General features: G+C 34.6%; 23 protein-coding genes. 12 read left to right on the forward strand and 11 right to left on the reverse strand.

Annotation, left to right across the window (positions count from 1 at the left end; all coding sequences use genetic code 11):
- Positions 1 to 20: 20 nt before the first annotated feature.
- Positions 21 to 617: a CIA30 family protein gene (locus TYM08_RS06785; RefSeq protein WP_422382211.1), complete on the forward strand. Its 597-nt coding sequence runs from the start codon at positions 21 to 23 to the stop codon at positions 615 to 617.
- A gap of 93 nt (positions 618 to 710) precedes the next feature.
- Here the strand turns inward: TYM08_RS06785 and TYM08_RS06790 are convergent, their stop codons facing one another.
- Positions 711 to 1,955, reverse strand: coding sequence for a DEAD/DEAH box helicase (locus tag TYM08_RS06790; protein ID WP_422382212.1), 1,245 nt, complete (start codon positions 1,953 to 1,955; stop codon positions 711 to 713).
- Between the two features lie 1,327 nt (positions 1,956 to 3,282).
- Here TYM08_RS06790 and TYM08_RS06795 point away from each other — a divergent pair.
- On the forward strand, positions 3,283 to 3,957 hold the full coding sequence (locus tag TYM08_RS06795; RefSeq protein WP_422382213.1) for a hypothetical protein: 675 nt from the start codon (positions 3,283 to 3,285) through the stop codon (positions 3,955 to 3,957).
- 658 nt (positions 3,958 to 4,615) lie between these two features.
- Positions 4,616 to 5,026, forward strand: coding sequence for a hypothetical protein (locus TYM08_RS06800; protein ID WP_422382214.1), 411 nt, complete (start codon positions 4,616 to 4,618; stop codon positions 5,024 to 5,026).
- A gap of 111 nt (positions 5,027 to 5,137) precedes the next feature.
- On the opposite strand, the gene TYM08_RS06805 is transcribed toward TYM08_RS06800, so the two are convergent.
- Positions 5,138 to 5,539, reverse strand: a complete 402-nt coding sequence (locus tag TYM08_RS06805; RefSeq protein ID WP_422382215.1) for a DUF3592 domain-containing protein — start codon at positions 5,537 to 5,539, stop codon at positions 5,138 to 5,140.
- Between the two features lie 18 nt (positions 5,540 to 5,557).
- Entirely contained in the window at positions 5,558 to 6,253 is a 696-nt protein-coding gene (locus TYM08_RS06810; protein ID WP_422382216.1) for a hypothetical protein, read from the reverse strand.
- 105 nt (positions 6,254 to 6,358) lie between these two features.
- On the opposite strand from TYM08_RS06810, the gene TYM08_RS06815 reads away from it, so the two are divergent.
- From TYM08_RS06815 to TYM08_RS06830, 4 genes are all read left to right on the forward strand, one after another.
- Positions 6,359 to 6,892, forward strand: coding sequence for a hypothetical protein (locus tag TYM08_RS06815; RefSeq protein ID WP_422382217.1), 534 nt, complete (start codon positions 6,359 to 6,361; stop codon positions 6,890 to 6,892).
- A gap of 425 nt (positions 6,893 to 7,317) precedes the next feature.
- Positions 7,318 to 9,783, forward strand: coding sequence for a PKD domain-containing protein (locus tag TYM08_RS06820; RefSeq protein ID WP_422382218.1), 2,466 nt, complete (start codon positions 7,318 to 7,320; stop codon positions 9,781 to 9,783).
- A 582-nt stretch (positions 9,784 to 10,365) separates the two neighbouring features.
- Positions 10,366 to 10,851, forward strand: a complete 486-nt coding sequence (locus TYM08_RS06825; protein ID WP_422382219.1) for a Fic family protein — start codon at positions 10,366 to 10,368, stop codon at positions 10,849 to 10,851.
- A gap of 328 nt (positions 10,852 to 11,179) precedes the next feature.
- Entirely contained in the window at positions 11,180 to 11,617 is a 438-nt protein-coding gene (locus tag TYM08_RS06830) for an HpaII family restriction endonuclease (protein WP_422382220.1), read from the forward strand.
- 724 nt (positions 11,618 to 12,341) lie between these two features.
- Here TYM08_RS06830 and TYM08_RS06835 read toward each other — a convergent pair.
- Positions 12,342 to 12,917 (reverse strand): hypothetical protein, encoded by a 576-nt coding sequence (locus TYM08_RS06835; RefSeq protein WP_422382221.1) that lies wholly within the window; start codon positions 12,915 to 12,917, stop codon positions 12,342 to 12,344.
- A gap of 587 nt (positions 12,918 to 13,504) precedes the next feature.
- Positions 13,505 to 13,735 carry a hypothetical protein gene (locus TYM08_RS06840; RefSeq protein WP_422382222.1) on the reverse strand — a complete coding sequence of 77 codons (231 nt, stop codon included), beginning with the start codon at positions 13,733 to 13,735 and terminating at the stop codon, positions 13,505 to 13,507.
- Between the two features lie 189 nt (positions 13,736 to 13,924).
- Between TYM08_RS06840 and TYM08_RS06845 the strand changes: the two genes are divergently transcribed.
- Together TYM08_RS06845 and TYM08_RS06850 are read left to right on the forward strand one after the other, a co-directional pair.
- Positions 13,925 to 14,758 (forward strand): HNH endonuclease, encoded by an 834-nt coding sequence (locus TYM08_RS06845; RefSeq protein WP_422382223.1) that lies wholly within the window; start codon positions 13,925 to 13,927, stop codon positions 14,756 to 14,758.
- A 128-nt stretch (positions 14,759 to 14,886) separates the two neighbouring features.
- The gene (locus tag TYM08_RS06850) at positions 14,887 to 15,759 is read left to right on the forward strand and encodes a hypothetical protein (RefSeq protein ID WP_422382224.1); all 873 of its coding nucleotides are present in this window, start codon (positions 14,887 to 14,889) and stop codon (positions 15,757 to 15,759) included.
- Positions 15,760 to 16,128: 369 nt separating this feature from the next.
- Here TYM08_RS06850 and TYM08_RS06855 read toward each other — a convergent pair whose 3' ends face one another.
- On the reverse strand, positions 16,129 to 16,719 hold the full coding sequence (locus TYM08_RS06855; RefSeq protein ID WP_422382225.1) for a DUF2971 domain-containing protein: 591 nt from the start codon (positions 16,717 to 16,719) through the stop codon (positions 16,129 to 16,131).
- A gap of 16 nt (positions 16,720 to 16,735) precedes the next feature.
- Entirely contained in the window at positions 16,736 to 18,307 is a 1,572-nt protein-coding gene (locus TYM08_RS06860) for a DNA cytosine methyltransferase (RefSeq protein WP_422382226.1), read from the reverse strand.
- Between the two features lie 257 nt (positions 18,308 to 18,564).
- Here TYM08_RS06860 and TYM08_RS06865 point away from each other — a divergent pair, with 257 nt between their 5' ends.
- Positions 18,565 to 20,139, forward strand: coding sequence for a DUF262 domain-containing protein (locus tag TYM08_RS06865; protein ID WP_422382227.1), 1,575 nt, complete (start codon positions 18,565 to 18,567; stop codon positions 20,137 to 20,139).
- 4 nt (positions 20,140 to 20,143) lie between these two features.
- Complete coding sequence (locus TYM08_RS06870) at positions 20,144 to 20,647, forward strand: HEPN domain-containing protein (RefSeq protein WP_422382228.1); 504 nt, start codon at positions 20,144 to 20,146, stop codon at positions 20,645 to 20,647.
- Between the two features lie 261 nt (positions 20,648 to 20,908).
- Here the strand turns inward: TYM08_RS06870 and TYM08_RS06875 are convergent, their stop codons facing one another.
- Both TYM08_RS06875 and TYM08_RS06880 read right to left on the reverse strand, forming a co-directional pair.
- Positions 20,909 to 22,570, reverse strand: coding sequence for a glycoside hydrolase family 3 protein (locus TYM08_RS06875; protein ID WP_422382229.1), 1,662 nt, complete (start codon positions 22,568 to 22,570; stop codon positions 20,909 to 20,911).
- Positions 22,571 to 22,663: 93 nt separating this feature from the next.
- Positions 22,664 to 23,197: a DUF2798 domain-containing protein gene (locus tag TYM08_RS06880; RefSeq protein WP_422382230.1), complete on the reverse strand. Its 534-nt coding sequence runs from the start codon at positions 23,195 to 23,197 to the stop codon at positions 22,664 to 22,666.
- 133 nt (positions 23,198 to 23,330) lie between these two features.
- Between TYM08_RS06880 and TYM08_RS06885 the strand changes: the two genes are divergently transcribed.
- Positions 23,331 to 23,759 (forward strand): MarR family winged helix-turn-helix transcriptional regulator, encoded by a 429-nt coding sequence (locus tag TYM08_RS06885; RefSeq protein ID WP_422382231.1) that lies wholly within the window; start codon positions 23,331 to 23,333, stop codon positions 23,757 to 23,759.
- A 643-nt stretch (positions 23,760 to 24,402) separates the two neighbouring features.
- Here the strand turns inward: TYM08_RS06885 and TYM08_RS06890 are convergent.
- Together TYM08_RS06890 and TYM08_RS06895 are read right to left on the reverse strand one after the other, a co-directional pair.
- Positions 24,403 to 24,969, reverse strand: a complete 567-nt coding sequence (locus TYM08_RS06890; RefSeq protein WP_422382232.1) for a hypothetical protein — start codon at positions 24,967 to 24,969, stop codon at positions 24,403 to 24,405.
- A gap of 489 nt (positions 24,970 to 25,458) precedes the next feature.
- Complete coding sequence (locus TYM08_RS06895) at positions 25,459 to 25,746, reverse strand: hypothetical protein (RefSeq protein ID WP_422382233.1); 288 nt, start codon at positions 25,744 to 25,746, stop codon at positions 25,459 to 25,461.
- Positions 25,747 to 25,891: the final 145 nt, after the last annotated feature.

The following is a 25,891-nucleotide window of genomic DNA, read 5'->3' on the forward strand; positions in this document are numbered from 1 at the left end:
ATGCTTAGAGGTAAAAAAATATGCATGCTTGGGTAGCAATATCAAAACTTTTTTTAATATTTATATTAATTATCATCAGTGGGGCGTCTTATGCTCAAAACAAATTTACAAATACCTTTGTTCTAAATTTTACAAATGATCTTAGTTTAGAAAGAAAAAATTGGTTGATTGTAAATGACAGTGTAATGGGTGGTTTAACAAACAGCGATATTGATTTGGAAGTTGGTAAATTAGTGTTTGCTGGGAAGTTGTCTTTAAAAAATAATGGTGGGTTTGCATCGGTCAGAAGGCGCTTGATTGATAACGAAACCAATCAAGCGGATTATGTGAAACTGATTATTAAAGGTGACGGTCGAGCATATAAAATTCGTTTTAGGCTCAATGGTTATTTAGATGGTCTCGCTTATGAACAAACTATACAAACTAAATTAAATGTTGTTGATACCTATGTTTTACATGAAAAGGATTTTGAAGCGGTTTATCGCAGTCGAATATTTAACGGTGACGATGCGTTTGATCTTCAGGACGCACTACAGTTTGAGATTATGTTGACTGACAAAAATGAGGGCGAATTTTATTTAGAATTAATTGAACTTAATTTTTTAACTAACAAATAAATCTAGGCAAACCTTCATTGAAAATAGACTTAACGTGATATTTATTGAAGGTTTGACATAAATTTAAAATACAATTTTAAATATAGGTACACATTATCGGCGAGGACGGCGACCTTTAGAATTGTCTGAGTATTTTTTCTTATGGCGTTTTTTATCTGATGCGTTTTTGTTGTTGTCTTCAAATGAATTTTGCCCAGGCTTTTTAGTTAAATCTAACTCGTAACCGGGTAAACATTCTTGAGGTAATTTACTGTCTAGTACTTTTTCAACGGCCTCTAATAACCATTCTTCACCACGGCTTAATAACGAGACAGCCAAACCTGTTTTGCCTGCGCGTCCTGTTCGGCCTATGCGGTGGATGTAATCTTCTGCTATATAAGGCAACTCAAAATTGATGACGTATTGTAAATCGACTATGTCTAATCCACGTGCTGCGACATCGGTTGCTACTAATGCACGTGCGCTGCCTTCTTTAAATTGGGCTAATGCTTTGTTTCGTGCACCTTGAGTTTTGTCACCGTGAATCGACACGGCTTTGATGCCGTCTTTGCACATTTCTTTGGCTAACAAATCGGCGGTTTGTTTGGTGCGGGTAAAAATTAATACCTGTCGCCAATTTTTCATGCCGATTAAATGCGACGTTAATTCTCGTTTTCTGTCTTCATCCACTGTGTAAACAATTTGTTCAACTTCAGCTGCCGCAGCATTTCGCTCGCTCACTTCAATCAGTTTTGGATCATTTAATAATGTTTTACTCAAATCAAAAATTGCATCGTCAAAGGTGGCAGAGAATAATAATGTTTGGCGGTTTTTAGGGGCACGTTTGAGTATATTTTTGATTTCTGTTTGAAACCCCATGTCTAACATTCTGTCGGCCTCATCAAACACTAAATACTGTAAATCTTGTAACGAAACAGACCCATTTTCAATGTGATCTAATAATCGACCCGGTGTGGCAACGAGTACTTGAGCGTCGTTTGCAATTTGTTTGGCCTGTGGTTTAATGCTGACGCCACCGTAGGCAAGGGCGATGTTTATTTGAGTAAACTGTGAGTAGTCTTCAAAACTTTTAAATACCTGTTGGGCAAGTTCACGAGTAGGGGTGAGCACCAATACGCGTAATTTTTTATCAACGGATTGTTTTTTATCTAACAAACTTAATAACGGCAAAGCAAACGCTGCGGTTTTACCTGTGCCGGTTTGTGCACCGGCCATAATGTCAGAGCCCGCAAGTATGGCAGGAATGGCTTGTTCTTGAATGGGGGTGGGGGTTTCGTAGCCAGATTGCGTGACGGCTTTTAATAGATTGGGGTTAGAAATTAATGATGAAAAGGTCATGTAGTGTTTCGCTTGTATATAATGTGCGCATTATACCAGTTATTACTTAGTTTCCGAGTTTGGTTTTGTAGTCACTCAAAAGAAATGCATTTGTACTGGTATATGTATTTTATCGATATGTTATTTATACCGTTATGATATTTTCGGTTGGATTAAAAATGAAGGGTTAAAGAATTTGCAGGGTGAACAGCCACGCCCAAATAATCGAAAACTGCATCGTAACTTGTCCAGCATTTATGCAAGTAAACACTCATCTCGCAGATAGCAAATAAAAGTGGGTGTCAGTTTAAAACCATCAGTTTAAAACCAAAAAGGCTAATCCTTTTGGTTAACAATGTAGAGTATATTCAACCTGTAAGTTCCGGATTCATTCGGAAAAAACAAACCACACTCTGTAAGTTCCGGATTCATTCGGAAAAAAACAAACCCAATCTTTTAAACCCACTATCAAAAACACCATCAAAACACACTCGATAAATACGAGGAATATAAATAAAAAGTGAAAAAGGGTGATCCTTTTGGTTGACGATGTAGAGTATATTCAACCTGTAAGTTCCGGATTTATTCGGAAAAAATAAATCCAATCTTTTAAACCCCCTATCAAAAATACAATCAAAACACACTCGATAAATGTGAGGAATATAAATAAAAAGTAAAAAAGGGTGATCCTTTTGGTTGGATCGGGAACCAGAGTTGGGCTGTATTAATCAGTACTTATTACTTTTGTTATTATGCTTAATAGGCTTTAGATCAAAGCAACGATCCAGGCAGATAATCCAGAGGGTTTGAAATTGAAGCGGGCGTGGGGTTGATATTGATATCAATGGAATTCATAAATGGATGTCACTTTAGGCTTTTCACTTTAGGCTTTTTTTTGGATCCGACCCCAATTTATCCTACTCCTGGTTCTCAAAAGTGGGTGTCACTCCTGGTTCCATAAGTGGATGTCACTTTAGGCTATAAGTGGATGTCACTTTAGGCTTATCTTCATTTTCAGCAGATTCACCCCAGATAATCCAGGGGTTTGAAATTGAAGCGGGCATGGGGTTGATATTGATATCAATGGAATTCATAAGTGGATGTCGCTTTAGGCTTATCACTTTAGGCTTAGAAACAAGGATGCTAACTTAGACGTTATGCACAAATTGGTTTTTGCTATTTTGGGTTGAGTTAATAAAGATAACAAAGCAATATAATAAAAAGCGGCTAAATTCCACATCACTTTTGAGTCGTTTAAAAATTGCAAATCGTATAAATTACTAACATTAAAATAAAAAACGACTGCTATTATTAATGATAAGATTTTTTTAAATTTACAGGTTAATACATGAAATTATTATTTATATTTGGATTGGCACTCTTAAGTCAGTTTGCCCATGCAAAAATCAGCGTTGCAGTTGATGAAGGATATATCAATAACTCATTGGCAATGGATGATGATCTAATTGAGGCTTATCGGCGAGTGGGGGTTGAGGCCGAAGTTTTCGTACTGCCACCAGAACGTGCAATCGAGCGGACAATATCAGGTGCATTTCAAGCCCTTGATGCACGGTTGCTCAACCCACAATCTTTACCTGGATTAATTGCAATACCCGAACCCATATATAAAAGCCTGCATTTTCACATTTACTCACTAAATAACCTACCACCAATAAATAATTTTAAAGATCTAGAACAATACACAGTTGGGTATGCACGAAACCAAAAAATATTTGAACAAATTCTTATTGATCAGCCAAATTTAAATACCTATGAAGCAACTGATTATGCGAAATTGTACCGTGGGTTAGAATACGGGCGTGCAGATGTGGTATTTGTTTCAGAAGAAGCTATGAATGGCATTTGGACAGATGCGCAAATTCAAACTGTATTTCAAATAAGTCCAGAGCCGATATTAACTGCAAATTTGTACCATCATATTCATCCTGATATCGCGTACTTGTTAGAGCCACTTACTAAAGTAATTAGACAAATGAAGCTTGAAGGCTATTTTGGTGGGTAATTTTTTGCAGTTAGTGTTAGATTGATTAAAATTTATAATTGATATAAAAGTGGGTGTCACTTCAAAATATCACTTCAAATAGGTGTCATTTCAAAATACGCCGTTTGCTTAAAATGCAATCTACATCAAAATTTGCACTTAAATTAATCTGTGCAATGAACATTTCAAAAGTGTTTTGAGAATGAATATACTATTTTAAAATTATTGAAGAAAAAGTAGGCGAGGTGTATGGTGCGTTTGATGAGATCTATGCGCCAATGCGAAAAGCCTCGATGACTTACTTACCCGCTTAGGAGAAAGTTGAAATGAATAAGCAAAATTCAAACAAGGAAACTGAATCTGTTGAATGTGTATTTCCTAAGGAGCGATGCTGATGTATAGAAATGTACCAGGCTTATATTGTTTTCCCGACTTTTTTTCAAGTATCGAATGTAAATCAATACGAAACGATGCATTGGCCATTCATGGCAAGTTGCAAAATATGATAGGTTCGAGTCAAAAGAGTGAATCGACTTCTGTCCCGCAACCAGATTTAGTCAAAAGTAACCAACATAACCTAGCAAGTGAACAGAAGTTCATTCGGGCTAGATTACTTGATAGCGACCAGCGCGAACTTAAGTGTGAATACTTTACCGAATACGGTGATCAAGGGCACGAGTTGGCGTATTTTCGGGGCAATGGAAATCTGCCTCAGTTTGCATTGCACATGCTGCCATCGATTCAACAGATGATCGATTCCTTAGAGAATGAAATAATTGTTGTAAAAAAACAGTGGCGTTTGACGATGAACTTCTACAAGCAGGTCGAAGGCGCGGTGTCGGGCTTTGCGTTTCATGTGGATATTCCTGCAAATGGTGTTGTGACGATGATTCTGAATATTCAACGCCAAGCCAATTTTCAGATTACAGATGGCAATAGAGTCGAGGATATAGTGTTGCCTGTCGGGGCGTTATTATTGCTAAGTGGCGAAAGCCGATATCAATGGAAGCATAGAGTGTTGGCATCACATAACCCTCAGTCTGCAAACGGTGAAATAGAGCGTATTTCTTTGGTTCTTGGTGTCCAGTAATTATTATTGCACACACTATTAATGGGTCGCGTTCATCTACATAGACAACCAAATAGTGACATCCGCTTTAGTTGTTCAATTGCATCTTAGACACAACAAATATTCCTAAACTTACAAACGCAACCACAACAAACATAACAAAGACGAGCACGAGCCAGTTAATCGAACCGCTTCGCGTGTCAGAAGTAGTGCCGACTCCGCTGGGTTTTTAGGATTGTAATAGGCTTTTGTTTTTTGGCCGGCTGGAAATTGTTGACTGAGTTGTTCTGCTTCTAATTTTGAATCAAAAATTTTAGGCAACCCCGCATATAAGGTATTACCTGTGTAGTTTTGCCCTTTAACGCTATAACGGTAGTTTGTAGTAAGCTTGTAATCAGTGGTGTTGCTGTTAGCCATTGCACTATTGGGGCTGTAGTAAAGCGCAGCTATGTTGTTATTTACAGCTGTGGCATCAATAGGTGTCCAGTTTTTACTTTTTAACAGGATTACGATACTCACAATGGCTGTAAACATGGCTAAACCGACGGTTTTTTAAAATGCGTATTTTAAACCTAAATCCATACCTGTCATGCTATCTTCAACTCGAATGTTAAATTCTAAATAGGGTTGAAAATGTTCAAAGTCCTCTAGGTAACCCATGAATTTAAATTTTAGTTTAGAATTTAATCGTTCATCTTGAATATTTCTTTGGCTGAATCCCAAAATTAAAAACCCATTTCTACGTACTTTTTTATCAACCATTACAAAGGTGGTTGATAAACCATATTCATAACCGGCTTTGAAATGATCGCCCATTAATGATGGCATGATGCTCTCTATTTCTGGGTTTGAATTTCTCTCTAATACAGTGACCAAATCCGCGTAGGCGGATAGTTCTAATTCTTTACTACGATTAGATAAGAAATAAAAAATAATGGGTTTTCTTAAACCTAAACCTGCATTTAGTTCGGTTCTGCTTCCTAAATTATAAGATTCATTTTTAAAATCTAAATATCTTGAATATTGACGGATACCTCCATGAGTATACACATTATTAAGCAGGAGATAATGGCCTTGAGCACTGATTCCAAAACCACCGGTTGTGGTCTGTGTATTAATATATTGTCTGTCTACAACAAAACCAACATCCACAGAATTGAAATAGCGTTCCGTATAAAGGGAGGTGTTTTTAGTGGCTAAACCGAAGGAAGAAAGTGAAACTAAAATAATAAATAGCAGTGTTTTCATTTTAACATTCTATGTAATTGTTTGATGTTATGTTAGCATTAATCAAACATTTAGACACTGAAATTTAAACGGTTTTATAATCTTAAAATGAATTTGGAGCATCACGTGAAATTGTCAATATTTTTAATACCTATCCTGTTTTTAGCAAGCTGTTCATTTATTCCGGTGTCTAGTAGCCAACATTACAAAAGTGATGAAGTAAAAAGTGCTGAGTTTGCCACTATTACGACTGAGACCAGTTTCTCACAGAGAATCGATATCAGTGAAGCCATGAGTAAAAAGTTAACACATTATGATGTCACGTTAGTAAAAAACCCCATAATCACTAAAATTAATGACATGCCTTACAAAAATAAAAATGGCAAAACCAAAGATGCATTTAAATCACGATTTAATTTAGACGTGCCTATTGGCGAAACGTCCATTACACATGCTAATAAAAATTATTATTTTGAATTGACAAAAGACCATGTGTACGTCGTGATGAATATTTATTACGACAGTTCGACAGGTATTTCAAGTTACACAAGTCGATCAACTACTTTTAGAACGAAATGGAAGTCACAATTTATTGTATTCGATTTAACCGATAATAAGTTGGTGGATATCAGGGTTGTTCGTAGCAGTAGCGACATATAATGGTTTTATTTAATATTTACATACTTTCGTTATGCCGGAAAAGTCGGTAGAGCAAGTTATTGAGAGTATTAATAAAGATCACTTGGTTAAGTGGGGATAATTTGTTGTATTCTCTCTTAAAAATCAACTTAAAAACTGTCATTTTATGAGTGCTTCAACCTCATGGTTTGATATAAAATATCCATGGTTTGACTAAATATTAAGTGACGATATTGAGTCACTAACATGTACTTATCAAACAAAAATTAATCTATTCAATTCGTCTTCCAGCCATTCCACTAATACATACATCATCATGCTTTTGTATAATATCTGTTAGCATCTTAAGGGTATACTGTTGTAAATACAGACAGAGTTCTCACTAATACTTTTCAAATTAATTATAATTAGCGCCTCATAATTAAATTATATTAAAAGGCATTAATATGAAATTACTACCCATAACCATGTGCATAAGTGCAACATTATTTCTTAGTAGTTGTTTAGAGGATTTAAGAAATAGCTTAGTTGACGATACAACTACAGATGTAAGTACATCAACACTAAGCACGACAGACACTTCTACTCAAACTTCAACCGACATGACAACTGACACGCATACTCAAATTTGTGCAGCTCTTGCTTCCCAGGTCATATTTTCTTATCAAATAGTTGAGAACAACGTAGTTAAATTTGATGCGTCATCTAGTTATATTGCCGATTGTTCAAATGCGGTATTGTTTGATACTTATAATTGGGATTTTGGTAACGGCACTCAAATACAAACCAACTCACCCATCACAACGGTTCAATTTGACGATGCTTCCGTTTCATATTTAGTGACACTTAGTCACGAAAGTGGTATTTCGTATTCAGCGACTATTCAACCACAGCTTGAAGATTCAGTGTCTGATTTGGAATGTGCGCAAACCACTTCAATTATTCAATCTCAAAACGAATCAGTAATTACTTTAAGCGCACAACTTGAGTCTAATTGTGAAAATACATCCTTAGGTTTTTCATGGGATTTAGGGGATTCTAATTTTGCTGATGGGCAATCTATAACACACGAATACAATCAAGGCGGCCAATATAACGTGATGTTAACCGTTGAGGCGAATGAAGGGATTGCTACTCACCAATCAGCGGTTTTTGTACCTGTTATTGATTCATGTTCTCAAGAGCTACGTAATCTTCCACCAATTAGCGCTTTCCAATTTTCTGCCAACTCAACGGTGCTCACATTTGAAGCCAACTCAACAACCGATTGTGATGAAGTATTAAATTACCTTTGGGATTTTGGTGATGGCAACACGCACATCACTGATTCAGAAACGATCTCCCATACATACTCTGGTGCTGGCACTTATGTAGTTTCACTAAAAACAATAAGCTCTTCTGGGGAATTTAATATTTCCACTCAAACCATTACGGTTAATGAATTAACTTACGAAATTAAATACGAATCTTTATTTCCAGGAAGTGATGAAGTCAGTTTCTATATTGACATACCACAATACGAAAACAGCGAATTAATATTTGATTGGTATACAACAGGTGGGCATGCAGGTACTCAAGCAGAATTTAATGTGCTATTTCAAAATGTAGGCACTTATATTGTAGTGGGATCTGTATATGGCCCCAATGGTTTTAATTTACGATTAGAATTAAATTATGACGTGTCCATCACTTTTTGTTCTTATGCACCCATAGCTGCACCGCAGCTTCCTGTTTTGAACACCCTTGTAACGGACTTGACTGTCGAGCTATCTATAAATTCATTAACCTCAGAGTGTCATAATCCTTTTATAGGTGTCGACTTTGGAGATGGATCGGAAATTGTAGAAAATAATGATCCCAGTGCAAGCGAGTCATTCACTCATGTTTATGAACAAGCAGGTCAGTATACAATTCAAGTTATGACAGAAGCAGGCGTGGTCGATGCAGTCGTTGAAGTAACAGAGCCTCTAGTGTGTGTGCCAAATGATACTGCATATTTTACAGTTGAAATGCTAAACGCACATGATTTCAAATTTGAAGCCACTTATGGTGTGGGTTGTTTAAATCATTTTAGTTGGGATTTTGGCGACGGCACAACACTTAGCACAAATGAAGGTACCGTTGAACATCATTTTGAAGAATTAGGTGAGTACAATGTTATGTTGTCACGTGGTGGTGAGCAACACTATGTTGCAAAAGTAGTCGTGACTGATGAGTTGTCTTCCTCAGAATACATAACATTGGACTTTAACTATGGGGTTGATGACCAATCAACGTTAAGCATGTACGTTATTGCAAGCATTCAAGAGTTTAATAATATGATACCCCCCATTGACATTGATCCGTATATTTATGAAAACGAAGCGCTAGCGATAGATGAATCAGAACCGTTATCTGAATTAGTGCTCATCGTACCACCATTAAATAATTACGAATTTAATTATTCAATCAATACCGGTGAGGGTATGACATACGCATCTTATCCATATTCTGCATATGGGTATTCTATTTCACATGAATACGTAGCAGGGGGGACTTACCCAATAAATATTTCAGCTTCCAATTATCTAGGACAAATGATCAGTGTAGATTTAGATATGTACATTAGACATGAAGATAAAATTTTAAGCGACGTCACATCAAGTGTGGTGGGTGGGCAAGTATTTTTAAATGCTGAGACTTCATTTAATTTTGATGAAGAAATTGCCGTAGCGGTCCAATACTCATGGGATTTAGGCGATGGCACTATTTATTCAGGCTTAAACTTAAATCAGCTTCAACACGTGTATTCAGAAGTTGGCCAATACGATATAACCGTAACCATGCAAACCGAATATAAATCATTGGAACTGGTTAAAACCTTGAGTGTCGACATCATAGATTTAGACGTACCCATTATTATTGTTCATTAATATAAATTATTTTTAATAAATAGTAATAAAAATCAAAGCCAATCTAAAATATTTTTAGATTGGCTTTTTTATTAATAACAAAAAATAATGATTGTAGGTTGGGGATTTATTCCCAAAAAGTCAGTAAGTGCATCCTAAGGTATCAAATATTTTCTGTAATCATCATTGATCAATAACACTCCATCACATTCCCTTCTAAATACTCACCCAACTCCCATTAAAACTCAAACAGAACATCATCTTTATTCTTACTGGAGAGTCTGGTTCAAAAAATATTAAATGAAGCTAATACATTGTGAAAAATAAAAATGCAGCCAGTTTTACTTGATTAAAAGTTAGTGTTGGCCTGATATTATTGATGACTGAAATGGATTCTAGAAAGGGAGGTGTAGGATTGATATTTATATCAATGGAATTAAAAAGTGGATGTTCCTTTCGGTATGTTGCAGTGAAAATTTTGGATCCCCCCCTCAAATTTTTGAAAAGTGGATGTCCCTTTTGAATGTTATCCAGGCAGATAATCCAGAGGGTTTGAAATTGAAGCGGGCGTGGGGTTGATATTGATATCAATGGAATTCATAAGTGGATGTCACTTTAGGCTTTTTTTGTATCCGACCCCAATTTATCCTTTTGGATCCGACCCCAATTTATCAAAAGTGGGTGTCACTCCTGGTTCTTCACTCCTGGTTCTATTATGACAATATTCAAAAAGTACGTGACACTCAAGATTGGGAGGCTTGGTTGCTATACATGCTAGAAGGACTGATTGATACAGCTAAAAATACAATCTCATTAATCAGCGAAATTAAAACACTCATGGCTGATTACAAAAAAAGAATGAAAACCGATCTGAGTAAAATTTATCGCCAAGAATTACTCAATAATTTATTTTACCACCCGTACACCAAAATCGAATTTGTGATGGACGAATTAAACGTCACACGTATCACCGCCACCAAATATTTAGAACAATTAGTTGAGCATGGCTTTTTACAAAAACAAAAAATTGGCCGCGCAAACTATTACATCAATCAACCATTATGCTCGCTTTTAATGAGGCACAGTTAAAGCCGATGTAATGCAAACAGTGGAATATGAATTGGATTGGATTGGATTGTGTCGATTAACGCATGCAATCTTCTGTGACAAATAAAACCAAGCCCTCAATTGAGGGCTTTTTTTTGCCTGTTTGAAAAGGATGTTGCAGGTAAATGCAGTCAATTAAACCCCGTTAATCTTTGTCATACCTTTTTGATCTCAGGTACGGCTGTCCATCTTAATTAAATCCTATTTAAACTCATGGTTAACCAACCAGTAATGCTAACTATAGTCTGTAGAAAACATAAAAAAATCGTTCAAACTCATTATCAAACTAGACATAAAATAGAGATACTGAATGATTAAATTTGAAATAAAATCCAATAACCAAATCATCCAATCCAAAATCTTGCATTGTAATTTAACTCTTATAGATAGTGATTTACCTGAAATAATTATTTTTATCATGAATCTCAATTTCAAACATATCAGCCTGTTTGATTTAATAAAATTATTAGAAAATGAAAACCCAATTAAATACGACGACACTCAGGGGCATTGGTTTTATTATGCAAAACTTATTAAATTTGTGAATGCGGTGTTAGGTGGTGTGAATGCAAATGATGTCTGGACAGGTATAGAAAACAAAAGGTTTAGTTTGTTTGAGTGCAATAACCTTCATTGTGATTTTGACTTGGCTGTTTTGGATTGCGCCTATTTTGAGCGAGTGTTGTTGGGTGATGGTACGTGTAAATTGTTGGTGCATTTGAATATTGAATGCAGGGAATCTGACTAACTGCATAATCTAATGGGTGTTGCTAATTGTTTGCGTAGGTCTGCCTTTAGGCTGTCAAACTAACCATGTTTGAAGTTAAGCCACGGTTCTCACGTTCAATTCAACACAGTAACAAACTCACCAACCACCCGCATACCCTCACAATCCTCTTCATGAATCACAATGTCTTTAAATTGTGGATCGGTTGAATTGGGTTTCAGCAATATAAATGGAGAAAGTTTTGGATCCGACCCCAAATTATCAAAAGTGGATCTTCCTTTTGGATCTTGCCCGTCATCTTCAGCAGGTTGATCGCTGGAGTTCTAGTGGATTTGTGACTGATTTGGACAAAAGTGGATGTCCCTTTTGAGTTACTGTAGGTCGAAAGCTTGCTACGACAGAACTAATATCGGTTTAGTGGTGTAAAGTGGATCTCAATTTTGGATGTTTTATAATCCAGTTATCTTCAACTGCTCTATCGTTGGAGATCCAATGACTTTGGTTGTATACAATGAAATGTAGGTTGTCGCTTGCCCTGACAATTGTCTGAATGATCAAGGTTGAAAAGTGAGTGTCACTTCAGGTTACTTCAGGTTAGTCCTTTGATAGTGGCCTTGCGATCAATGACTCTGCCCCTTAGATTTACTGAGATTTAGAGCCAAGGACAGTATTGTGAAGAAAGTGACTTGACCCTGCGCACTTATTTATCAAGACGTCATTAAAAATAAGAAATAGTCACAATATGTTATAAGCCAGTAGTGATGCCGAAAGAGAACTGATTCCCCAAAAGACTCTCAGTAATGCTTATTTTGCAATCTATATAGAATCCGAACCTAGTAGAAAAATTATTATCAAGTAATTGCGTCGGGCCCCAAAACCGAACTAATGGTTTTAAATATAAGCCTTCAGGGACAGAAAAATTTATATCATTTCTTGAAATAAATATTTTTTCTGTGCCAAGTAAAATACTCCAATTAATCCGCTTTTTAGGAGAGGCAATCAACCCAGCTTCAAAATAAAATATGTGCGCATTTAGAATACTTGAACCGGAATTTTGACGATCACCTATATAAGTATAGTTATATCCAATAGAGGTTTCAAATCGATTGTTAAATAGTACATCAAAATTTCCGCCCATAGCAAACCCATAATCTGCTAATGAATTTGATGCTGCAATCTCTTCATCAAAATTTAGAAAATTGATTCCCATAGCATAAGGAGCTGCGATGTTAACGCCCGTAAATTCTAAACCTTTAGATATGGAATATAAAGGGGCTAGCAGAATTAGTATTAACAGTATTTTTTTTATATTCAGAATCATATTTCTAGCCCACTTCCCGATTGACGGAATTAGAAACCTAAATTATCTAATAAAACTGGGAAGGAGAATAGCATCTAATAAGTAAAATAACCTTTCATTTATGGGAGGCAGCACAAACCTTATTCTATAATAAGGTCGCTATTGAGGCCTTTTTCATTTCTATAGGAGCAACAAATGTCACTTAAATTAAAACTTAAAACACTACCAAGACTGCAACTACCAAGACAGACTGAATTAAAAACTCACGCTATTAACTTTTTGTATTTACTATGTGTGTTAATCTAGGTGATTACTGATTTTGAAAACATATTTGAAAGTTTTTAATAATTTATCACTAATTACTTTATTCTAAATATTACATTAAGAATAAAGTAAAACAGAAAAGTTTCAGCAGTTTTGGATAGAGTGTGTTTGGAGCTAGTGTTGGGTGATGCTTTTAAGTTGGTGCTGCATTTGAAATAGAATGATTCGGATTAATTTAAAAACCAGAAGTTATCGAGGGCAAGCACTCGCCCACAATGAGTAAATAAAATAGTAGGCTGCCTTCAGGCTGTCAAACTAACCCTATTTGAAGTTAAACCATGGTCTCAATGTAAATCAATTAACACAGTAACAAATTCACCAACCACCCGCATACCCTCACAATCCTCTTCATGCAGCACAATGTCTTTAAATTGTGGATCGGTTGAATTGAGTTTCAGCAATATCACTGAATGTTCCCACTCACCAGTATCAGAGATTCTTTTTTCACTGGCGTAGGTTTTAATTGTAAATGATGAGTTATATTCTTCGTCATGTTTACCGTAATTTTCAATCAATACAATTTTACCATTTTGAGAACCTCCGCGAGATTGTTTTTGAATAAAAGAAATAATAAGTTAATATGAGTGTCCATTTAAGGTATGCAGTAGCAGGTCTGGTTGATTTTTAATTAGAATGAAAAATATGAATGACACTGTTTAACTTTCATTAATTAAACGTAAAAGTAAGCTTCAAAGGGGTAGGGTATGGATTCGAATGTAGCAGTTAAATTATCTAAAGTTATTGAGAATTATAGTAATTCATCAGATTCTTTAGTTATTGAAAAAAAAGAACCTAAAAAATCATTAGCTAAATTTCATCATTGGGCAAATGGAAAAACATTTGAAGCTGGTTTTTTAATTAGTAACTCACAGGGGCAGAATATTTGGTTACTACTCATGAAGTGGCATACAAATAATGGGTTTTATTTGGTGTTATATCCAGAGGATAGATCAGGTCCTGTCGCAGAAATACACGCCATAAGTGATGATTTTAATTCATTAACATGGAAGTATATGCCTTCAAAATCAGATGGAAGAAATATAGAAAGAAAAGAATACTTTGAAAAATTTAATCACGATTTAAATATAAGTTTTCATATACCATCAAATAACTATGAAACAAGTATATTTCTTGAAAGTCTAACAGGGCTATTTAATCTTAGGTTGAAATCAGATGAATTAGATGAGGATACACCAGCATATCGAGATGGATTTCCTGAAGGGCTTTTAAAAGAAAAGTTGCACAAATATAAAGAACGCAATACCGAGCTAATTAGAGAAGTAAAAAGAGAGGCGTTAGATAAATATAAAAAATTAGAATGCGAATGTTGTAATTTTAATTTTTCAGATACATATGGAGATTTAGGGGCTGAATATATTGAGGCACATCACCTTAAGCCCATTAGTTCATTGAAGGATGAGGGAGATTTAACAAACAAAGCCGATATTGCACTAGTTTGTTCAAATTGTCATCGAATGTTGCATAGAAAGAGACCTTGGTTAGGTATTGGTGAATTGAAAGAATTATTAAATAGCTAATATACTCGATGTACTTAGTTAGCTATTGTTGGACTGGTTAGTTCTTGTTTTGTTTCATAAAATAAGCAATACAATTAACTGGCATACTTAGAATGAAGATAGTCAAAATTTTAATATTGGAAATAAAAATGAATGAAGTAGACGAAAGAAAAAAAGTAGATAAAGTAATTGTAAGTGGTAGGAAGTTATGGGCGATTTTAGGTGCTATATTAGCATTGAGCGCTCCGTATGCTCACTATTATGGGTATTCATATTTGAAGGGGAAATTATTAGGTGTTGGCTTCTCTGACCCTCAAGTTAATTTAAATTCATTTGATATGTTGGGAATATTTTTCTCAACTACAGTAAATCCTGTACTTGATATCTTAAATGGTTTTTTGAATTTCCAAGATTTTAAATTTTTTGTAGTGATATTTATTATTTCGGTTCCATTTGTATTACTTTATTTGAAATCTAAAAAACAAAAGAGTAAAAAGATAGATGAGTTTAATAAGGGAAATGAAAAAACTGAAGATAATTTCTATAAAAAAGATGTGCGAAAAAATAAAATAAATAGTAAGAATAAACTGAAAGATTGCATGCTTCTATCTTTAGATGTGATTGATATTTGGCTTCGAGGGGTGTTTGTATATCTTTTAGCTATACTGGTAATTAGTTTAATCGTATGTATACCTTGGTTATTCGGTTTAAGTGGTAAGATGGTTGGTTATCAAGAAGGTCGAGAAATGTTGGAGGCGAACCGTTGTGAAATAATCCCAGATGATAAACTGGAAAGTTATAAAAAAACAAACTCACATAATAAAATACTATTAAACTGTGTTGTGGTTTATTTTAAGAATAGTAATGATAAAGAAGTTATTAAATTAACGGGTGTAAAATTACATCGAAATAAGAATGGTATAGTATATTTTTTGACGGAAAATAAAGCTATTGAAATAAATTCAAAAGATATTATAAGTACCGAACGATATTTTTTTGAAAATGAATTTTATGTAAAATAAGAGTGACCCCCACAATCCAATAATCAGAAATTAGTGATTTTTTGAACAAGTATGTATTGTTATTTTTAATAAAATGGGTGGAGGGGAAAGTATTCCTAACACTCATTCAAACGCCAAAATATAATTAAAAATTTACTATCTCAATATTGTAACTTTCTTTCTTTAATTTTGCCTTTTTTAATATGATATTAGGGTTAACTGAGTGGGCTATATTTTTTATCAATGTTTGTTGGTCGTCTGGCATTTTATCACCGACGACTATTTCTAATAATGAGTTTGGGGTGTAACTGTGTGAGTTGTTTTTATTAAGGCTGAGGATTCTAATTTCGTTTTCGTATTTCCATGATTTTGATTTTGTGGAAATTGAAGTTAATAACTCATCCAAAATGAAAAGTCATTAGTTCCAAATAGGGAGCTTGATTTAAGAAGTTTGCTTATTTTAAAGGTGTTAGGTTTTTCTTTATATTTTACTTCAGCGAATGTTTGTTTTTGATTTTGTGAATAAGTAAATTTCGATTTAATTTTTTCTCTGTCAAATACCATACAAAATCCTCGTAATCCATCGGCATAATGGGACCACATTAAGTTTTCATAAATAGGATCATTATTTTGTGTGTGTTGAGACATACAGAATATTTTTGAAGATTTCATTATATCTAATGCTATTTCCATTTCTTTTTTTGCTGCTTCCACTAGGAATTTACGAGTTCCAATTTCGTCTTCTGTACATTGTATGTCATTTAAGAATTTTTCTTTTTCCTTTGTATTAATGTTTTTGTCTTCATTCCATGAAATGGTTTTAAACTTTTTAAATTCAGGTTCAGTTATTGACTTATCAATTTTGCATGCCCCTTCAAAGGGATCATTAAAGTCATTTAAGCTTGAGAACCAAAAATTCGAATTAGCTAATGAGCTTAAACTATATGTATCGACAGATCTGAATTTATACAACTTAGACATTTATTGTATCCTTTGATTAGTCGTTTGTTTTATCTAATAACTCTTTGATAGTTTCACCAAGCGCAAGCCCTAGTAGCGGAGGTACAGCATTACCAACTTGAGTATATTGAGGTACTTCAAATCGTCTCATCTTTCCACCAGTTGTAACTTTAGATCTAAATTCATATCCATCAGGAAACGATTGGATTCTAGCCATTTCACGTACTGTTAGTGTCCGTAACTCGTTTTCATCGTAATGACAGCCGTCATCAGGTATAGAGAGTGCAGCAGGTGCGGGCAGCTCTCTTATTAATGCTTTTTGTGTTTGTTTTTTTGTTGAATGCGATTGAAAGAAGATAACTAGATCAAATGCAGTTTTGATTTTTTTTAACTTACCGTCTTCTTGTAAAAATTTAAACCCTTTTAATTGGCTCCATGCTAAATCCGTTAATACGGTAGTTTTGCCTTTTAAAACATCGGTGACTTCTTTTCTAATAGGTTTGTCACATTCGTTTAGTATTTGATAAATTCTAAATCTGCGTTTAACTAATTCATTATTATTACGTGGTTCGTGGTTTGATAAAGGTTGATCTGTAGGGATTATTTCACTGAAAGTTTCATTTAATTGTTCGATATAGTTTGAAACAGGGTCAGGGTGTTTAAATTTAATATCTCCTAACGCATCTTCCACTGAAACTTGATCTTTGTTTACTAGATTATGTAGAAAAGATTCTTCGAAGTAATGTAAATCAAGTGGTTTTTGAGCATCAAAATATCTGAAGTCAGTAATGTTGGTGTCTACACCTTTTTTACAGTTTTTGAGCAGGTTTAATCCATAAGAAAAAAGTTCAGTTTCTAATTCATCAAAATTTTTAGAAATTTCATTAAATACATTTTTTCGAACACCAATCATAATAAATCGTGGTCGGTTTTGTGCAACTCCTGCAAGCCTTGCATTGATGTGCAAACATAAAGGCACATAGCCTTTTTCAGCAAAAGCTTTAGACACTTCAAACCAAGCATGATAGCTAATGCCGTCTTCTTTAAATGGTCTTAGTATTCCAGTGACATTCTCTAGTAGTACAATTTTAGGGCGAACGTGATCCACGAATTGTGCAAATTCCCATGGTAATGAGTTTTTATCACAATCTTTTTTGCGTAAACCAGCAAGGCTAAAGCTTTGGCAGGGTGGTCCACCAGACACTAGATCGACACCTGTACTCGCAAATCCTGTTTTAAGGGCGTTAGAAAACTTCTTGTTTTTAGCTAATAGTTGATTCAAATGAATGATGTTACCCACTACTAAATTGCCTTTAAGCTCATTGATATTCGACGGTATATCTGAAATACCTTCATTAAGCTCAGGGTAATGGAGTGGGTTTTCTCTCAAGCGCTTGGTAAGGCTGTCGTGTCGACTGCTAATCCAGAAGGTTCTTTCTGCTTTCCTGTCAGATTCTCCTAATTCCTTTAGGTTTTCATTTAATAGGTTGTATGCAAATGTCTCAGAGGCCATTGGTGATAGTTCATTGGCTAGTTTTAATGTGAATCCTGCTTTCTCTAGGCCTAGACTTAATCCGCCGCAACCAGAAAATAACTCAATATGGTTCAATTTCAATACCTCTAATACTTGATTGGAGGTATTCTAATTCAAATTGTTCTGTAAGTCCAGGATTGTTATGTTGCGTTGTATAAAATAATATAGGGCAATAATAGATTGTTTTATTATTTACGAGTTCAACAAATAGGTTTAAATATTAGGTATAATAATTTTGCTTGACTATATATCTATTGGTGTTGAGCCGAACAGTTTTATTACCCTCGAATTATTTCAAAATCTTGTTATTGATCAAAAAAGGACCCTTAGTTATGAATGTTAGAGATCTTACCCCTGCTGAATCTGAAAAAATTGAAGTCTTAAAAAGTTCAAAAATCGATTTTGAATTATTATTCTTAACTGATACAGCGCTAAATAAAAGTATTTTAGATGCTACAGCACCTGTAGTTGAATTATTAAAAAATAAACAAGTACATAACTATGATTCTCAGGTTAATGGTTCTGAACACAAAGTAATGCTGCCATGTATTATTTTGAGTAATGGTGTTCTTGAGGAAACTAAAGCTTCGCTATACCGAGCAAATACTAGGGGGGATACACGCTTTTGGCCTGGGAGATTTCATAATTTTGCCTCACACGATCAGGTTTTTGCATTATTTATCGAAAATAACAATATTGTAGTTTTAAATTTATCTGACGGTGAAGTGCTTGATTCAAGTGAAAACTCTGCCGTATTTGAAATATTAGATCGTATTAAATACGATTCAACTGAATTTATCGGTGTTCCAGAATTTGGGGATGAGACAGAAGTTGATGACCCAGTTAGTAGTGAACTTGATGAGCCATCTAGATTCGAAGTGTCAAGTTATGGTTGGGATAGTGATGTTGAAGGACTTGTGAAAAGACTGAATCGAGGTGATATTAAATTACCCCGTTTTCAACGTGGTTTTGTTTGGAGCCCTGTAGAACAATCTAGATTTATTGAATCCTTGATACTCGGATTGCCTGTGCCAAATATCTTTCTTGCACTTGATCGTGACACCAAAAGTTTAAATATCGTAGATGGACAACAACGACTAAAGACACTTCAGCGATATTTGGGTGGTGAATTTGCAATATCTAACAGCAAAAAAATTCATGAGGATCTTCGTGGTTGTTATTACAATCGTAATGTTGCTAAAGGGAAAAAATCTAAAATATTAGATGATGCTGATGAGAGGACATTAAGTGATTCTATTTTACATAGTATAGTGATAAAGCCTGATCCTTCGTCGGATAGCCTTGAATACGGTCAGGAATATAATAACGCAGTAGTGCAGATATTCAGAAGATTGAATACGAGTGGAAAAGCTTTGCAACCTCAAGAGGTAAGATCGTGTATTTTTTATGGTGCATTTGATGAACTTATCCATGAGTTAAATGATAACAAAGCGTGGCGTGAATTTTTCGGTGCCGTACATGGTAGGTATAAGGATGTTGAAACTATTTTGCGTTTTTTTGCATTGTATGAAAATTTCGAAAATTATAAAGCGCCGATGCCTAGTTTTCTCGATAAATATATGGAGAAAAACCGTAGTATAGATAATGTCAAGAAATCAGAATTGAAAGATATTTTTGAAAGTGTGATAACACTTCTTTTGGATGCTTGCGGTCCATTGTTATTTAAAACAAGTACAACTTTTCTTTTATCAAAATTTGATGCAATAACTGTTGGTTTAGCGAAAGCTTTACATGAAGGTGTTACTTTTGAAAATTCTGAAATTATTTCTAAAGTAGAGCAGTTACTTGAAAATAAGGCTTACATAGACTCTACAGTTGAGTTTATAAATGATACTGGTAATGTAACTGGTAGAATTAAAGCAGCAATAGAAATATTTAAAGGGTAGAGTTATGGCATCTCAATCTCGTTCACGTTCACGTCATCAAGCTCATGACAAATACAGGCAAAGAATTAATCAATTATTTAATACCTATGAAAAAGTTGTGGATCTAGAGGAACAGGCGCATAGCGCAAAGTATCTGGCGGTTCTAATATCTGGGTATCTAGAGCAAGCGATAAAGGAATTGTTATTGCATTATACATCTCAGGGGGCTATGTCTCAGATATCAAATTATGTTGAACAAACATGGCCAATATCTAGAAATATGAAAACCCAAAATATAAAAATGATTCTTAGTCAATTTGATGAAAAATGGGGTGATGATTTTCAGTGTTTATTTGTAAATGATGAGAAAAAAAAAGGGCATATTAATTCAATAGTTGAATGGCGTAACAGTATTGCTCATGGCAAAGAAGGTAATACCTTAGGTGTGACAATTGTATCTGTTAAACAAGCATTCAAAACAATTATAGAGTTAGTTACATTTGTTGAGAGTAAAGTCAAACCACAATAATAAACAGGCCTAGGGTCTAATAAACAGGCCGAGAAGTGAAGGGGTTAGAAGTGAAGGGGGTCAAGTCGCTTGCTTCACAAAGGAAACCAATGGGGTCAAGACGTAAATTTTATATAGACACCCATAAATAATCTTCATCGGTGTCGATTCTATAATCTTGACTATTTTAAATTAAAGGTTTTAGATTCCCCTCCCCTCAGGTAGCATAAATAAGATAACTTTATGTACAACTAAATGAGAAAAAACAGTTGTGTTATGTCATTAATATTTCAACTGATCAAGTCCGCAAAATGGATCAATGGCCGCTTGATCATTAAAATTAATTTCACCTACTAATGCATCCACCACTGCTTGTTGTACATCAGAATTCGGGCAGTATGCATTAATATAGACAGGCACAGAAGGTGCGTCATACAGTAAATATGGATGTCCAAATGATACCATTACTGTTGGTAAGTCAACCCAAGGACGGTACATTGATTCCATAAACCCTGCGTGTAATGACAACCAATCTATGTATATTCTGGATTTTAATAAACCTGATTCATTAGAAAATAAATATAAAATCCAATCATAGTTTTCGGGTTGTAATGAAATGCCTGCTTTAAACTCTACTACCTCAAATCCTTTTTTAATTAACATTTCATTTACTTGTAATGGGATAGGGTGCGGTGAAAAAATATTTTTGATGCCTTCGGATATAATTAATACTCGTTTTTTTGATTCAACAGTAATGGGTAAGAAATCGGATTTATTTTTAACGAGATGTGGTGTGCTTCGATTTATTTTTTTAATGTTTTTGGCGTAATCCGATTGGGTTAATTGTTTGAAGGCATCAACTGATAAATCCTGTGATGGGTGATGTAAATTTAAAGAGGCTTTCATGGCTAAAATTCGTAATACTGATTGCTCTAATCGAGCTTCAGATAATTGACCGTTCCGTAATCCATTTAATAAAAAGTCAAAATCTTGTAATGGATCTTGGCAAAATAAAAGCATGTCACATCCGTTTTCTATGGTTTCGACGCACACTGTTTCTCGATTACTAAAGCTGCTCACGCCAGCCATGGTAGAAGCATCAGAGACGACTAATCCATTAAAACCAAGTTCATCACGTAATAGGGTTTGATTAAGGTGTTTGTTAATGCTCGCTGGACGCCACCATTGTTCTTGGTTGTCTTCATATAATTTTGTGTATTGTGGTAGTGCAATGTGGGCAGACATAACGGCTTTTACATCATTATTAATCGCGGATTGATAGAGTTTGCCAAAACTTTGATCCCATTGATCTTTTGTCATGGGGTTAACCGTAGTAACCAAGTGTTGATCTCGGTCGTCGAACCCTTCACCGGGCCAATGTTTAACGGTGGCGGCAATATTATTTTGTTGTAAAATCTTAATGTTTGCCTGACTCATGCTTTTAATTAAATGGATATCACTGCCATAAGAGCGAGTGCCTACAATGGCGCTTTTAAATTTTTTATTGATGTCTATCACCGGTGTAAAAGACCAATTAATGCCAAGTAGTTTGGCCTCTTGTGCAATGACATTGGTGCAATAATCAACCGCTTTTTTATCGTTTAATCCGGCTAATGCTAATTGATTAGGCACCTGAGCACCAAAAGAAAAACTCATGCTGCCCCCTTCTAAATCAGAACTGATTAATAATGGGGTGTTAGATAAGTGACGAATTTTGTTGATGGTGTTTATTTCAGTTTCTAAACTGCCTGTGACAAATTTGGTAATAGCACCAGGTTGAATTTTTTTAATCATCGCTAATTCATCTGGTGAGTTTTGCATCACCATTAAATTAAATAGCTGACCTATTTTTTGTTCGGTTGTAAAGTTTTTGTAAGTATCTTTTACCCATTTAATTGCTTGTTCATCTAAATAAAATGGGGCTTGTTTAAATGTGTTTAACATAAATATCTCTTTTTAATAATATATAAAGGTAAGTGGCATTGTTTTAGTCGTTTAGAAATATTGAATTATTCGTTTGATGTTCATGAGGTGTTTTTAACTGGCCATGAATTTTTCTAGTTTGGGTTTGATCGTTATCGTCATCACCACACTTAATAATATTCCAATAGGAAGCGCAGTTAAAAATCCATTAAGCCAAGCATCAGCGTATAAATTAATATCCGAAAACCCAATATTACTTGCCGCAGTTGTCGCCGCCATAATGGATTCCATCATGATTGCCATCATCACACCCACAACTAAATTCTTTTTAAAAGTGGATAAATTAGGTAATAATTTTCCGACTATATAACTATTTGCTGTCATCAAAATAAAACCTGAAGGCACTAAAAAACAAACAGCTAATGCAAATGAGGTTAACCAATTTATAAAAAAGAGATCGGTGTAGCCTAAATTGACAAGCGTCATAATCCCCGTTAAAGAGCCAGCCATTACCGTCACAATCGAAATGATCACCATTATTTTGTACAAGAGGGGTGTTTTCTTTCGTTTGTTTTTTATTGGCTGCGATGAAGAATTAGAATTAAATGTTGAAGTAGCCGATGGTTCTGTTTGTGAAGATTGGTTCATATCTAACGTCCTGATTGTGTTTGCTGTTATGCAAACTTGAATTGCTATATAATTTATCTTATTTATTATATAGTTGACATCATCAATCATAATTGAGTTGGTTGACTTCGTCAATCAAATACAAGGTAATTTTATGTCACAGCTTAACCCCGTCGATGTTACATTTCGTTTAATGTATGAATTAAAGAAAAGTATTCATCGTCAGATGGGTTACTTAGATTGCAGTCTAAACCCTGGGGATATTAATGTATTAAAGGAAATTGCATCCCATGATGGAAACATTACAGCGAATGAAATTGCGAATTTATTAAATCGAGATAAAGCACAAATTACACGAATACTTATTTTATTAATTAAAGAAAACATGATTGAAAAACAAGCCAACCCCAATGATAAGCGTAGTCAATTTTTAGTTATGACCAACAGAGGTAAGGCGATACATCAACAGATTTCAAAAGTAGATCAATTGATGTTAGAGCAATTAGGTGAAGGTTTAAGTAAACAAGAATTGCAGACTTTCCAAAATTTGGCTGAGAAAATGATTTTGAATTTAGAGGTTTGAAGTCTCTTTACAGTCAAAATCCATCACATCGTCAAGGCTTGCAAACACCAAATGTAAGTGAAGGGGTCAAGTCGCTTGCTTCACAATACTTTTGAAATGAAAGAAAATCTTAGGCGTAGAGTGGCCGAGGGTCTGGCTTTATGTTTGACATAGACACCCAGAAATAAATAAATGAGATCTGGTTTACAAGTGAAGGGGTCAAGTCGCTTGCTTCACAATACTTTTGAAATGAAAGAAAATCTTAGGCGTAGAGTGGCCGAGGGTCTGGCTTTATGTTTGACATACACACCCAGAAATAAATAAATGAGATCTGGTTTACAATTTACATGACAGTTAAAAAAGGCTGAGATATTAAGCTATCTCAGCCTTTTCTGTTTTAGGTGTAGTATCAGGTGTTGTATTAGTTTTTTGTACAATTGAAGTTTTTAATTCAGAGTTGGGCGCGTGTTATTATGGCCGAGGGTCAGGTCTTTATTTTGACATAGACCCCCAAATAAAATGCTTACTCAAAACCTAGAGTAAGCATTTAAACACCTAATAAACCCAGCCACATACCCAATCAACTCGAACACCGGGGGGGCAAGGCTCAGGCCTTTAGTTTGACATATGAATGGAGGTGATTACTTTTTCTTTTATTAAGGTTCTATAAGCTCAATATCTCCTTGCATTGTTCACATGTTTTACCGAATTCGTTTGTTTTTATAGGAGTGAGTTTATTATCAGAATAATCTTCGTAAGATCGAATTGAAATTAATATTCTTTCAAAATCTTTAGAGAAAGATTTGTGATTCAATGCTGCTATTTTCATCATTTGTACATCAAATTTTAATTCATCATTTTTCGTTCTTAACATTAGGCTATTAAAATTACTAAATTTCTTGTCTTTCTGGTATAGGTCTGTTTGTTTAAATACTTCAATATCAAGCACATATTTAGATAATACCATTGATAAATTGTCTATAATTTCAATTATTTGATCATCTGTAAAATGGGTATAGTACAATCCAGCTTGATACATATATTCTGTAATATATATAGTGTTACTACTATTTTCTAATTTCAAAATATCATTATAATGAGTTAAAAAATGATCGGCGCCCTCGATTGAATTAAACCCTCTGCCATGTTCATGCTTGTGTTCAACCTCAAGTAAGTCAGTCATTCCGAATTGAGAAAAAATGCACAATAGAAAAATTAGTAAAGCTTTCATTTCAATATCCGTTAAAATTAATAAATCTTAATAATTTTATCAAATAAAAAACTCGGAGTCACACATTAGTAAGTCGAGGAGGGCATGCCTTGCATTTTAAATGCAGGCCAGTGGTGTCAGAGTAATTGAAATATTTAACCGCGAGGGGGGCAGATAGTCGTTTGTGTAGCTGAAAAAATAAAGGGATCAAGTCGCTTGCTTCAAAATACTTTGGAAATTAAAGAATAACTTAGGTGTAGAATTTTGATCAGTTTTTAGCAAACTAGTACTACGAAGGCCGTGCCCTCCAATAGTCTTTTATGTAGCTTAGAATGGTTGAGGTTGGTTTTTAGATTAACACACAAACACTTGGTCAGTCAGGTGAATGATTAGTCCGTTAGATAGGTTAGATTTTACTTGCTCAGAACATGATTAAAAACATCAAAATTAAGTCTTAAAAAAGACCTGTAATAAAAATCAATACAGGTCTGTAAAGATAAAAATTAGCAATTAAGGAGCCATTACTTTTGTCTTTTCTTCTTGAGCTGCTTCTGCAGTATAAACCGTATCAGAGTCAATAAGAATGCTGTTTGCAGGCTTATTAGTTGATTTGTCACAGTCTTCGCTTGATTTACCCATACCACTTCGGGTTTTAGTTATTGTGTCCCAATTTCCATCTCCTGTTGTATCCCAAAAACAACGAGTTGTGCCACTACTTTTTGAAGAAGTCACTAGATCGGCTGCTAATGCCATATTAGAGCATAATAAAATGGCTGTCATTGATAAAACGGCTTTCATATTTTTTCCCTTATTTAAAGTATGAGTTCAGTTTCTAAGAAACTTGTTGATTGTAGTAAGCATTTTTTTAAATTCCATAAATGCTCTTATAAGTTAAAAATAAAAATGCCAGAAGTCAAGCCTTTAGCTTGATCTAAACACTTAA

It is taken from the genome of Marinicellulosiphila megalodicopiae, assembly GCF_045862395.1.
Lineage (GTDB): Bacteria > Pseudomonadota > Gammaproteobacteria > Pseudomonadales > Natronospirillaceae > Marinicellulosiphila > Marinicellulosiphila megalodicopiae.

Coding starts and splice junctions, on each gene's coding strand:
- TYM08_RS06785 (WP_422382211.1), top strand. CDS start 21: ATGCATGCTTGGGTAGCAATATCAAAACTTTTTTTAATATTTATATTA.
- TYM08_RS06790 (WP_422382212.1), bottom strand. CDS start 1,955: ATGACCTTTTCATCATTAATTTCTAACCCCAATCTATTAAAAGCCGTC.
- TYM08_RS06795 (WP_422382213.1), top strand. CDS start 3,283: ATGAAATTATTATTTATATTTGGATTGGCACTCTTAAGTCAGTTTGCC.
- TYM08_RS06805 (WP_422382215.1), bottom strand. CDS start 5,539: ATGTTTACAGCCATTGTGAGTATCGTAATCCTGTTAAAAAGTAAAAAC.
- TYM08_RS06810 (WP_422382216.1), bottom strand. CDS start 6,253: ATGAAAACACTGCTATTTATTATTTTAGTTTCACTTTCTTCCTTCGGT.
- TYM08_RS06820 (WP_422382218.1), top strand. CDS start 7,318: ATGAAATTACTACCCATAACCATGTGCATAAGTGCAACATTATTTCTT.
- TYM08_RS06830 (WP_422382220.1), top strand. CDS start 11,180: ATGATTAAATTTGAAATAAAATCCAATAACCAAATCATCCAATCCAAA.
- TYM08_RS06835 (WP_422382221.1), bottom strand. CDS start 12,917: ATGATTCTGAATATAAAAAAAATACTGTTAATACTAATTCTGCTAGCC.
- TYM08_RS06845 (WP_422382223.1), top strand. CDS start 13,925: ATGGATTCGAATGTAGCAGTTAAATTATCTAAAGTTATTGAGAATTAT.
- TYM08_RS06850 (WP_422382224.1), top strand. CDS start 14,887: ATGAATGAAGTAGACGAAAGAAAAAAAGTAGATAAAGTAATTGTAAGT.
- TYM08_RS06855 (WP_422382225.1), bottom strand. CDS start 16,719: ATGTCTAAGTTGTATAAATTCAGATCTGTCGATACATATAGTTTAAGC.
- TYM08_RS06865 (WP_422382227.1), top strand. CDS start 18,565: ATGAATGTTAGAGATCTTACCCCTGCTGAATCTGAAAAAATTGAAGTC.
- TYM08_RS06870 (WP_422382228.1), top strand. CDS start 20,144: ATGGCATCTCAATCTCGTTCACGTTCACGTCATCAAGCTCATGACAAA.
- TYM08_RS06875 (WP_422382229.1), bottom strand. CDS start 22,570: ATGTTAAACACATTTAAACAAGCCCCATTTTATTTAGATGAACAAGCA.
- TYM08_RS06880 (WP_422382230.1), bottom strand. CDS start 23,197: ATGAACCAATCTTCACAAACAGAACCATCGGCTACTTCAACATTTAAT.
- TYM08_RS06885 (WP_422382231.1), top strand. CDS start 23,331: ATGTCACAGCTTAACCCCGTCGATGTTACATTTCGTTTAATGTATGAA.
- TYM08_RS06890 (WP_422382232.1), bottom strand. CDS start 24,969: ATGAAAGCTTTACTAATTTTTCTATTGTGCATTTTTTCTCAATTCGGA.
- TYM08_RS06895 (WP_422382233.1), bottom strand. CDS start 25,746: ATGAAAGCCGTTTTATCAATGACAGCCATTTTATTATGCTCTAATATG.